Annotated in this window: 9 protein-coding genes; 6 read left to right on the top strand and 3 right to left on the bottom strand. The window is 70.2% G+C overall.

What is annotated here, in order from left to right; all coding sequences use genetic code 11:
- Positions 1-1005: 1005 nt before the first annotated feature.
- The gene (locus tag D0D28_RS15450) at positions 1006-1566 is read right to left on the bottom strand and encodes a TetR/AcrR family transcriptional regulator (RefSeq protein WP_094006467.1); all 561 of its coding nucleotides are present in this window, start codon (positions 1564-1566) and stop codon (positions 1006-1008) included.
- The gene (locus D0D28_RS15445; RefSeq protein ID WP_094006466.1) at positions 1563-1886 is read right to left on the bottom strand and encodes a DMT family transporter; all 324 of its coding nucleotides are present in this window, start codon (positions 1884-1886) and stop codon (positions 1563-1565) included. The genes D0D28_RS15450 and D0D28_RS15445 overlap by 4 nt, the downstream gene beginning before the upstream one ends.
- Before the next feature lie 147 nt (positions 1887-2033).
- On the opposite strand from D0D28_RS15445, the gene D0D28_RS15440 reads away from it, so the two are divergent.
- From D0D28_RS15440 to D0D28_RS15410, 6 genes are all read left to right on the top strand, one after another.
- A complete protein-coding gene (locus D0D28_RS15440) occupies positions 2034-4319 on the top strand; it encodes a (Fe-S)-binding protein (RefSeq protein ID WP_094006465.1) in 2286 nt (761 codons plus the stop codon).
- Between the two features lie 645 nt (positions 4320-4964).
- Positions 4965-5675: a DUF742 domain-containing protein gene (locus D0D28_RS15430; protein ID WP_116111014.1), complete on the top strand. Its 711-nt coding sequence runs from the start codon at positions 4965-4967 to the stop codon at positions 5673-5675.
- Positions 5676-5695: 20 nt separating this feature from the next.
- Positions 5696-6700, top strand: a complete 1005-nt coding sequence (locus D0D28_RS15425; RefSeq protein WP_094006462.1) for a cation diffusion facilitator family transporter — start codon at positions 5696-5698, stop codon at positions 6698-6700.
- Between the two features lie 67 nt (positions 6701-6767).
- Positions 6768-7637, top strand: a complete 870-nt coding sequence (locus tag D0D28_RS15420; protein ID WP_240323217.1) for a hypothetical protein — start codon at positions 6768-6770, stop codon at positions 7635-7637.
- Positions 7638-7666: 29 nt separating this feature from the next.
- Positions 7667-8263, top strand: coding sequence for a TetR/AcrR family transcriptional regulator (locus D0D28_RS15415; protein ID WP_116111013.1), 597 nt, complete (start codon positions 7667-7669; stop codon positions 8261-8263).
- Complete coding sequence (locus D0D28_RS15410; RefSeq protein WP_094006460.1) at positions 8256-9869, top strand: acyl-CoA dehydrogenase family protein; 1614 nt, start codon at positions 8256-8258, stop codon at positions 9867-9869. Before D0D28_RS15415 ends, D0D28_RS15410 begins: the two co-directional genes overlap by 8 nt.
- Here D0D28_RS15410 and D0D28_RS15405 read toward each other — a convergent pair.
- The gene (locus tag D0D28_RS15405) at positions 9862-11283 is read right to left on the bottom strand and encodes a sugar porter family MFS transporter (RefSeq protein WP_205413275.1); all 1422 of its coding nucleotides are present in this window, start codon (positions 11281-11283) and stop codon (positions 9862-9864) included. The genes D0D28_RS15410 and D0D28_RS15405 overlap by 8 nt on opposite strands.
- Positions 11284-11298: the final 15 nt, after the last annotated feature.

Raw genomic sequence — 11298 nt, 5'->3', positions numbered from 1 at the left:
GCCAGGTTGCGCCCCGCCGACGTTGCGTCCGGCGGGGCGGGCTGTCCCGCGGGACGCAACGTCGGCGGGGCGCAACCTGGCGGGTCGGCGCAATCCTGGCTGGGCGGGTTGCCCGGCGGGGCAGGCCGTCCCGCGGGGACGGGTTGTCCGGTGGCGGGTTCCTGAGGTTGGGACCCGCCCCGATTTGGTTGGGGACCTCGCCCCGCTCGTTGATGGGGCCCTTGCCCCGTTCCTTGGTTGGGAACCTCGCCCCGTTCCTTGGTTGGGAACCTCGCCCCGTTCCTTTGGTGGGGATCTCGCCCCGCATTTTGGTGGGACCCCGCCCCGATCTTTGTGGACCCGCCCCGCTCTTTTTTCCGGGTGGGTTTCGCCCATCGATGAACGGTCCATTCATCCCTTCGCGAACGGCCCTCTCGCGCGGCCGGGCGCGTCACTGGTTCTCTCGTGCGGCGGTGGTTGGTCACTTCGCCGCCACACGACTGGCTCTCTCGTAGGTTCACGAGTGGCCTCTTCGCTCGCCGCGACCGGCCCACGAGCAGGTCCATGACTGGGTCCATGGGTGGTCTTCTCGCGGGTCCATGAGTGGTCTTCTCGCAGCTTCGTGGGTGGTCTTTTCGGGGTTCGTGCTTGGCCTTTTCGCGTGTCCGCGAGTGGCCCGCTCGTCGCCTCACGACCGGCCCCACTCGAAGGCTCACGAGTGGCCCCTTGGCGCGATCGCGAGTGGCCCACCCGCCGACCCGCGGCTGGGCACCTCGTACGTGTGCGGCTCGACATCTCGCGCCACCGCGGCTGGTCGCCCCGGAGCGCCGCGGCTGGTCGTCCCACCGCGCCGCGGTCAGTCACCTCGCGCCACGCTCACCGCGGCTGGTCGCCCCGTGCCACCGCGGCTGGTCGTCCCACCGCGCCGCGGTCAGTCACCTCGCGCCACGCTCACCGCGGCTGGTCGCCCCGTGCCACCGCGGCTGGTCGTCCTACCGCGCCGCGGTCAGTCACCTCGCGCCACGCTCACCGCGGCTTCAGCAGGTACTCCACCGTCGGCCGCAGTTCGTCCGCCGTCGGGGGCTCGTCGTCGATCAAGCCCTGGATCAGCAGTCCGTCGATCCCCGCCAGGAACACCCGCAGCGCCACCAGGTCGTCCGGGCGCACCATCGTCGTCAGCACGTCCAGCCACCGCCGCGCGGCGGGCCGCAGCTCGGGCCGTCGCGCGGCCAGCAGGTACAGCTCGTACTCCGCCATCGTCCGGCCGCGCCGCGGGCCCAGCGCCTCGGCCAGCAGCGTCGCCACCTCCGAAGCTCCCCGGCTGCCCCGCGAACGCGCCCGGTCGATCGTCCAGTACACCTCGGTCGCCATGTCGCGGGCGCACGAAATCAACGTGGCGATCAGCAAATCGTCCAGCGTCTCGAAGTGGTACGTCGTCGACGTCGTCGGCACCCCGGCCTCCGCCGCGACCGTCCGGTGCGTCACCCCCGCCACGCCGTCCCGCTCGATCACCCGCAGCGTCGCGTCGATGATCTCCTGCCGCCGCTTCTCGCCGCGCGCCCGGCGGCCGTCGCGCTGGGGTTTCACGCCGAACCGACCTCGATCAGCACCACCCCGCCGATGACCAGCGCCAACCCGGCCACGATCGTCAGGTTCACCGGCTCCCCGAGGAACAGCACCCCGATGATCGCGACCGCCGCGACCCCCACCGCCGCCCAGATCGCGTACGCCACCCCGACCGGCATCCCGCGCTTGAGCACGCTCGCGAGTGCCGCGAACGCGACGAGGTACCCGGCCACCACGACCACAGACGGCCACAATTTCGTGAAGCCCTCCGACAACTTCATCGAAACAGTGGCGGTGACCTCGGCCGCGATGGCCAGGGCGAGCAAGATGTATGCGACCATCAACCCAAACTACCGGTACGATCGTCCCGATATCCAGGGAGTCCTACACCACACTCGTGGGACTCAACTCGCGCCAATCGGTTACTCATGGGTAAATCCGGTTAGGCTCCCGCCAACCCACCACATCACGGACGAAAGGCCCCGATCATGGGTGCACTGCAGATCACGCTCGGCGTGGTCGGCGTCGCCGTAAGCATCGTCGCTTGGATCATGTTCGGCACCGGTGTGTACCGGATGGTCCGGATCATCCGGCTCGGACAACCGGACGCGACGCGCAACGGCCCGTTCGGGCCGCGCATGAAGACGCTGATCAAGGAGTTCGCCGCCCACACGCGGATGAACAAGTTCCGCCACGTCGGCCCCTGGCACTGGCTGGTCATGTGGGGCTTCCTGATCGGTTCGCTGTCCTGGTTCGAGGCCTACGGCGAGACGTTCGACCCGCACTTCCACTGGCCGATCATCGGCAACTGGAGCCTGTGGCTGCTGCTGACCGAACTGCTCGGCCTCGGCACGGTCGTCGGCGGGCTCGCGCTGGTGATCATCCGGCAGCTGAACCACCCGCGCCGCGCCGACCGGCAGTCGCGCTTCGCCGGGTCGAACTTCAAGCAGGCCTACTTCGTCGAGACCGTGGTGATCGTCGAGGGTCTGGGCATCCTCGGCGTGAAGGCGTTCAAGATCTCCAGCGGCATCGAGGACCCGGCGCTGTGGACGAGCTTCGTCACGAAGCCGCTCGCCGAGATCCTGCCGGCCAGCACGGTCGCGGTCACGATCACCGCGCTGGTCAAGCTGCTGTCCGGCATGATCTGGCTGTACATCGTCGGCCAGACGCTCACCATGGGCGTGGCCTGGCACCGCTTCAGCGCCTTCTTCAACATCTACTTCAAGCGCGAGGACGACGGCGGCACCGCGCTGGGCAAGCTCAAGCCGATGATGAGCGGGGGCAAGCCGCTCGACTTCGAGGAGGCCGACCCGGAGAAGGACGTCTTCGGCGCCGGCCAGATCGAGGACTTCAGCTGGAAGGGCTGGCTCGACTTCACCACCTGCACCGAGTGCGGCCGCTGCCAGTCGCAGTGCCCGGCGTGGAACACCGGCAAGCCGCTGTCGCCGAAGCTGGTCATCACGCAGCTGCGCGACCACGCCTACGCGAAGGCGCCCTACCTGCTCGCGGGTGGCAAGAAGGACGTCACCGGCGAAGAGGTGGGCCTGACCGGCGAGAACCCTTACGCCGGCATCGACGTCCTGGCGCTGGCCGAGGCCGAGCGCCCGCTGGTCGGCGACGACGGCGGTGTCATCGACCCCGAGGTGCTGTGGTCGTGCACCACCTGCGGCGCGTGCGTCGAGCAGTGCCCGGTGGACATCGAGCACGTCGACCACATCGTCGACATGCGCCGCTACCAGGTCATGATCGAGTCGAACTTCCCGACCGAGCTGAACGGGATGTTCAAGAACCTGGAGAACAAGGGCAACCCGTGGGGCCAGAACGCCAAGGACCGGATGGCCTGGGCCGAGGACCTGGACTTCGAGGTGCCGGTGTTCGACGGCGAGCTGGGCGACACCGAGTACCTGTTCTGGGTCGGCTGCGCCGGCGCGTTCGAGGACCGCGCGAAGAAGACCACCCGCGCGGTGGCCGAGCTGCTGCACATCGCGGGCGTCAAGTACACGGTGCTCGGCCCGGAGGAGTCCTGCACCGGTGACCCGGCCCGCCGCGCCGGCAACGAGTTCCTGTTCCAGATGCTCGCGCAGCAGAACGTCGAGGTGCTGAACTCGGTGTTCGAGGGCCGGGAGCCGGGCAGCCGCAAGATCGTCGCGACCTGCGCGCACTGCTTCAACACGCTCGCCAACGAGTACCCGGACCTGGGCGGGAAGTTCGAGGTCGTGCACCACACGCAGCTGCTCAACCGCCTGGTGCGGGAGAAGCGGCTGGTGCCGGTCGCGCCGATCGCGGACGACGTCACCTACCACGACCCGTGCTACCTGGGCCGCCACAACAAGGTCTACGAGGCGCCGCGTGAGCTGGTCGGCGCGTCGGGTGCGCAGTTCCGCGAGATGCCGCGGCACGGCGACCGGTCGATGTGCTGTGGCGCCGGTGGTGCCCGCATGTGGATGGAAGAGAAGATCGGCAAGCGGATCAACATCGAGCGCGTGGACGAGGCGCTCGGCACCGCGCCGTCGAAGATCGCGACCGGCTGCCCGTTCTGCCGCGTCATGCTCACCGACGGGGTGACCGCGCGCCAGAACGACGGCAAGGCGAGCGAGAAGGTCGAGGTCGTGGACGTCTCGCAGCTGCTGCTGTCGGCGGTCAAGCGACGCCCGCAGCCCGCGCCGGCGCCCGGTGCGGACTCCCTGCCGGCGGTCGAGTCGGACCCGCTGGAGGCCGACGCGCGGACGGACCAGGTGCCCACCGGCACGCCGCTCCCGACCGAGGACAAGTAATCCGGTTGCGCTGAGGGCCGCCCCACCGCGCGGTGGGGCGGCCCTCGACGCGTCTCCACCCAGCTCCCGCCAACGGGGGAGAGCGCCGACAAGATCTTCGTGACCGCCGCACGCCGTCATTCCCTCGCCGGCATCCGCCTACGCTCGCAGCCGAAGGCGCATGAGGCCTTGGCAACCGCCCGCGTCGGGAAGATGAGGTGGATCCAGTAGCAGGCCACCTGCCGCACGCGAAACGGCACGATGACGTGTAACGCCACACTTCGGCAGCGGGCAGCACGCGCCCACTCTTCTTCGTCTCCCAGGGCCGACTCCGATACGGACGCCGTCGCCATGAACTTGGACAAGTCGGGCAGGCCCCCAGCGGAACCGCCTTCTCGTTCCTCTCCGGTTGGGTCAGCCGCTCGGCCCGCTCGTCCGCGTCCAGCGCCGGCTTGGTCCACCTGGCCGAGATCCGCGACAGCCCGTGTCACTGGGCGCGCGAGCGACCTGCGACGGGCTCACCACCACCGACCGCGAACTTGCCGCAGGACCGTTGAACCTGCGAGTCACAACCGCCCGTTGGGGGCTCGACACCCGGGTTATTCTGTTCGTCACGCTGCCGACGCTGCCCGCGGAGGATGCTGACGCGCGCGAACGGGGCTGAGCATGGGAGTACCCGACGGGACCGGACCGGCCGGAGAGCCGGCGGTCGCGCGCGCCGGTGCCCGGTTCCCGTCCGTGACGCAGATGCGGAAGCTGACCGGCGAAAACGCCGAACCCCCTGGTCCGGAACCACAAGCTCCGGACCCCGTCCCCGCCGAGACCACGAAGACCAAGCGGGCCGCCGGTGCCCGGTTCCCCACCGAGAAGCAGCTCGCTCGGTACCGCGAACCGGAGCCGGATCCCGCGCCTGAACCGGAGCCCGAACCGTTGCCGGACCCCGAACCGCGCGAGGAGTTCAAGCCCTCGCCGCGGCCCCGCCCCGAGCCCGCCGAGCCGGAGCCGGAACCCGCCGAGCTGCTCGACCCCGACGAGGAGAACCGGCTGCGCGTGCGGCCGTACGTGCTGACCAAGGGGCGCACGCACTCCGCGTACGAGCTGGCGATCGAGACGCTGGTGTCCGTCCGGGCCGACGCCAAGTGGACCGGCCCCGCGTTGAGCGCGGAGTACCAGCCCGTGCGCGCGGTCGTCGACAGCCAGCGGTCGCTGGCCGAGGTCGCGGCGCTGCTGTCGATCCCGCTCGGCGTCGCCAGGGTGCTGTTGTCCGATATGGCCGAATTGGGGTTGCTGCACATCCACGGCATCGAGCGGACCGCCGAGGGGCGCCCGCCGCTCGAGCTGATGAAGCGCGTTCTGGACGGCCTGCAGCGGCTGTGATCCACTCGTAGGATCGGCCGGTGAGCGAGGAATCGGAGCGGCAGACCGGCGGGGGCGAAAGCACCCTCACCGTCTTGCTGGCCGGCGGTGTCAACCTGGCCATCGCGATCATGAAGGCGGTGGCCGGCGTCATCACCGGCTCGGGGGCGATGCTGTCCGAGGCGGCGCACTCGGTGGCCGACACGTTCACCGAGATCCTGCTGCTCACCGCGCTGCGCCGGTCCGGCCGACCGGCGGATGTGATGCACCCGTTCGGGTACGGCAAGGAGCGGTACTTCTGGTCGCTGCTCGCGGCGGTGTCGATCTTCGCCTCCGGTGCGACGTTCGCGCTGTACGAAGGTTTCTCGACGGTGTTCGGGGAGCCGGTGGAGCAGAGCAGCCCGATCGTCGGGTACGTCGTGCTGGCGCTGGCGTTCGCGATGGAGTCGGTGTCGTGGACGCAGGCGTTCCGCCAGGTGCGGCGGGGCGCGGCGGAGCAGAACCGGACGATCTGGAAGTTCCTGCGCTACATCGACGACCCGGCGCCGAAGACGGTGTTCCTGGAGGACTCGGCCGCGCTGATCGGGCTGGTGCTGGCGTTCGCCGGGGTGTTCCTGCACCACGTGACGGGGTCCGCGGTGTACGACGGGATCGCGTCGATCCTGATCGGCCTGCTGCTGGCTGTCGTGGCGTACGTGCTGGGGCGGACGAACCTGCGCCTGCTGATCGGCCGCCAGGCGGACCTGACGGTGGTGCGCGGGATTCGCGAGTACCTGTCGGCGGCGGGGGAGGTCGAGTCGGTGGTCGACCTGCAGACCATGTTGCTCGGCACGGACCAGATCCTGGTCTGCGCCCGCGTGGACTTCGACGACGCGCTGAGCGCCGCCGACCTCGAACGCGCGTGCGTCCGGCTGGCCGCCGAGCTGCACGACGAGTTCTCCGATGTCACCGAGGTGTTCATCGAACCGGTGCCGCGCAGCGATCCCGAGCTGAGGGCCGCGGTGCTCGCGCGGTACGGCGACATCGCGAAACGCTACGGGCGCTGACCGGCCCCACGGCCAGGCGATAGTGTGCGCCCCACCAAGCTGATCATCGAACTGTGGGGATCCGACATTGCGCAAGATCCTGAGCCTCGCCGTGGCTTTCGCGGCGTCGACGGCCGTGCTGGCCGCGCCCGCTTCCGCGGCTGAGCTGCCCGAGGGCATGACCGCCGGTTACGTCGTCCTCGACCGGCGCACCGGCGAGACCGTCGCCGGGAACGAGCACCACCAGTACCGGTCGGCGTCGCTGGTCAAGCTGTTCATCGCGCTCGACTACCTGGAGTCGCACGGGCCGGACTACGAGATCCCGGCCGACGACCTCGCGCTGCTCGAACCGATGCTGCGCTCCAGCAACGACGACGCGGCCAGCGTGCTGTGGGTGCGCGACGGCTGGGAGGAGATCGTCAACCGGATGGTGGCGAAGATCGGTCTCACCGACACCACGCCGCCGCCCGCGGAAAAGCGCGGCACCTGGGGTTACACCGCGGTCAGTGCCGCGGACGTCGCGAAGACCTACGAGTACATCCTCGAAAAGGCGCACCCGAAGTTCCGCGACTTCATCATGGACAACCTGGAGCAGGCCACGAAGTGCGCAGACGACGGGTTCGACCAGTCGTTCGGCATCCCGAGCGCGCTCCCGCGACCGGGTGCGGTGAAGCAGGGCTGGTCCGGCTTCGGCGCGGCGCCGGCTCCGGGCGAGGAGTGCGTGCCGGCGAACACCAAGCGCGTGCTCGCCTCGCCCGAGGCGCGGTCCGCGACCGAGCTCGCCTCCAGTGGGGACGTCGACCTGACCAGCCGCGTCATGCACACCTCCGGCACCGCCGACCGCGGCGACCGGCGGATCGTCGTCGTCCTGACCTCCCAGCCGACCACCCTGAGCTGGGCGGACTCGGCGGACCGGATCACCGATCTGACGCGCGAGGCGTACCGCTCCCTTGCGTGAAGCCGTGAATCAGTGGTTCACTTCTTCACGTGCCGTACCGACGTACCCCGCAGGTCCAGGCTCGCCTCGACGCCCAGCGTGAGGCGATCCTGACCGCCGCGGCCGCGCTCCTGGCCGAGCGCGGCTACGCGGGGTGCTCGGTGAGCGCCGTCGCGGAGAAGGCGGGCATCGCGACCGGCACGGTCTACAAGCACTTCCCCGGCAAGGCCGAGCTGGTCGTCGAGCTGTTCCAGAGCATCGTCGGCCACGAGGTCGCCGCGGTGCGCAAGGCCGCCGAGACGCCCGGCGACCCGGTCGAGCGGATCGTGGCGATCATCGAGACGTTCGCCGAGCGGGCGCTGAAGGTCCCGCGTCAGGCGTACGCCCTGCTCGCCGAACCCGTCGACGCCCCGATCGAGGCCGAGCGGATCGTGTTCCGGCGTGTGTTCCGGGACGAGATCGCCCGCCACGTCTCCGCGGGCGTCCGCAGCGGGCAGTTGCCGCCGCAGGACGCCGAGATCGCCGCCGCCGCCCTCGTCGGCGGCGCCGCCGAGGTGCTGATCGGACCACTGACCACCGACAGCGCCGACGCTATCGGCGCGCTCCGCACGTTCATCGTCCGCGCTCTGGGAGGCCGCCATGCCTGACACCCACGAAGTCCTCAACCAGGTCCCGCCGCTGGTCGACTACGACGTCGCCGGCGACGCCGCGCTGCTGGAGGGGCTGCGCCGGGAAGGCGGTGGCTGGGCCGAGGACGAGGTGCACGAGCTGGGCCGCCTCGCCGGCAGCGCCCAGGGCCAGGAGTGGGGCCGGGTCGCCAACGAGAACCCGCCCGTCCTGCACACGCACGACCGCTACGGCCACCGCGTCGACGAGGTCGAGTACCACCCGTACTACCACGAGCTGATGACGGTCGCGGTCGAGCACGGCCTGCACGCGGCGCCGTGGGTGTCCGACCGGCCGGGCGCGCACGTCGCGCGCGCGGCGAAGGTCCTGGTGTGGAACCAGGCCGAGGGCGGGCACGTCTGCCCGATCTCGATGACCTACGCCGCGGTCCCGACGCTGCGGCACAACCCGGAGCTGGCCGCGGTGTACGAGCCGCTGCTCGCCGCGCCGGTGTACGACTACGGCCTGCGCGTGCCCACCACCAAGCGCGGCCTGATCGCCGGCATGTCGATGACGGAGAAGCAGGGCGGTTCCGACGTCCGCGCCAACACCACCACCGCGCAGCCGGCCGGCGACGGCAGCTACGTGCTGACCGGCCACAAGTGGTTCACCTCGGCGCCGATGTCGGACATGTTCCTGACGCTGGCGCAGGCGCCCGGCGGCCTGTCCTGCTTCATGCTGCCGCGCGTGCTGCCCGACGGCTCCCGCAACCGCATCTTCTTCCAGCGCCTCAAGGACAAGCTCGGTAACAAGTCGAACGCCTCGTCCGAGATCGAGTACGACGGCGCGGTCGGGTGGCTCGTCGGCGAGGAGGGCCGCGGCGTGCCGACCATCATCGAGATGGTCAACAACACCCGCCTGGACTGCGTCCTCGGCAGCGCCTCCCTGATGCGCCAGGCCGTCGTGCAGGCCGTGCACCACGCGCGGCACCGCAAGGCGTTCGGCGCGCACCTCGTCGACCAGCCGGCGATGGCGAACGTGCTGGCGGACCTGGTCGTGGAGTCGGAGGCGGCCACGACCGTCGCGATGCGGCTGGCCGGCGCCACCGCCGACCCGGACCAGCAGGCGTTCCGCCGTCTCGCGCTCGCGGTCACCAAGTACTGGGTGTGCAAGCGCGGCGCCGCGCACACCGCCGAGGCGCTGGAATGCCTGGGCGGCAACGGTTACGTCGAGGACTCCGGCATGCCGCGCCTGTATCGGGAGGCGCCGTTGCTGTCCATTTGGGAGGGTTCGGGCAACGTCGCGGCGCTGGATTCCCTGCGCGCGATGGGCAAGCAGCCGGAGTCGGTGGAGGCGTTCTTCGCCGAACTCGACCTCGCCGCCGGCGCCGACGCGCGCCTGGACGACGCGATCGCCCGGGTGCGCAAGGAGCTGTCGGACCTGGAGGACCTCCAGTACCGGGCGCGGCGGCTGGCCGAGATGATGGCCCTGGTGCTGCAGGGTTCCCTGCTGGTGCGCTACGCCCCGAAGGCCGTCGCGGACGCCTTCTGCGCGTCCCGCCTGGCCGGGGACTGGGGCATCGCGTTCGGCACCCTGCCCGCGGGCACCGGCACCAGGGCCATCATCGAGCGGGCGTTCGTCAGCTGACGTCCTCGATCGCGGTGCCCTTCGTCTCCCGGACGAACCGCAGCGCGAACGGGATCGACAGCAGCGCGAACGCCGCGTAGATCCAGTAGGTGACCGACAGGTTCCAGCCGGCCATGCTCGGGAAGCTGACCGTGACCGCCCAGTTCGCGACCCAGTTCGCCGCGGTGCCGACGGCCAGCGCGGCGCCGCGGATGCGCAGCGGGAACATCTCGCCGAGCATGACCCACAGGATCACGCCCCACGACATCGCGAAGGAGATCACGAACAGGTTCGCGAACACCAGCGCGATCGGGCCCCACGCGCCCGGCAGGCTCAGCTCGCCGCCGACGGTGACGGCGTTGCCGAACGCGATCGCGGCCACCCCGAGGCCGACGAGCATGCCCACCGAGCCGATCAGCAGCAGCGGCTTGCGGCCGACCCGGTCGATGAAGGCGATCGCGATGAACGTGCCGATGATGTTGATGACCGGGCTGACCATCGAGATCAGCAGCGAGTCGGTGTTCTGGCCGACGGAGTGCCACAGCGTGTCGCTGTAGTAGAAGATCACGTTGATGCCGACGAACTGCTGGAACACCGCCAGCGCGATGCCCACCCACACGATCGGCAGCAGCCCGAAGCGGCCGCCGACGAGGTCGCGGACCTTGGACCGCTTCTCGGTGCGCAGGCTGCGGCGGATGTCGTCGAGCTTGGTGTCGACGTCCCCGCCCTCGACCTCGCGCAGCACCTTGCGGGCCTTGTCGATCTTGCCGTTGGCCAGCAGGAAGTGCGGCGACTCGGGGATGATCGAGGCGAGGACGAAGTAGATCACCGCGGGCACGGCCGCGGCGCCGAGCATCCACTGCCAGGGCTCGATGCCGCCGAGGTTGCCGTTGAGGTCGTGCGCACCGTCCGCGCCGATCGGGGCCAGTGCCTTGATGACCCAGTTGACCAGCGCGGACACCCCGATGCCGAGGACGATCGCCAGCTGTTGCAGCGAGGCGAGCCTGCCGCGGTAGGCCGGTGGCGCGACCTCGGCGATGTAGGCCGGGCCGATGACCGACGCGACGCCGATCGCGATGCCGCCGACCACGCGCCAGATCGCCAGGTCCCACACGCTGAACGGGAACATCGCTCCGAGGGCGCTGACCAGGAACAGGACCGCCGCGAGCTGCATGGTCCGGATGCGGCCGATCCGGTCGGACAGCAGTCCGCCGAACCAGGCGCCCACGGCCGAACCGATCAGCGCGCTCGACACGGTCAGCCCGGTCACCCCGTCACCGACCTCGAAGTGCCGCTGGATGCCGAGAACGGCACCGTTGATGTTCGAGCTGTCGTACCCGAACAGGAACCCGCCGACCGCGGCCGCGCTGGCGATGAACACGACATGGGCGAGGTGTTGTTGACCGGCTCGCTCCCCGGTCGTCGTCGAACTCACGACCCGTGCTCCTTT

It is taken from the genome of Amycolatopsis ruanii, assembly GCF_003385175.1.
Taxonomy (GTDB): Bacteria; Actinomycetota; Actinomycetes; order Mycobacteriales; family Pseudonocardiaceae; genus Amycolatopsis_E; species Amycolatopsis_E thermalba.
This window is presented reverse-complemented; position numbering and strand designations above follow the sequence as displayed.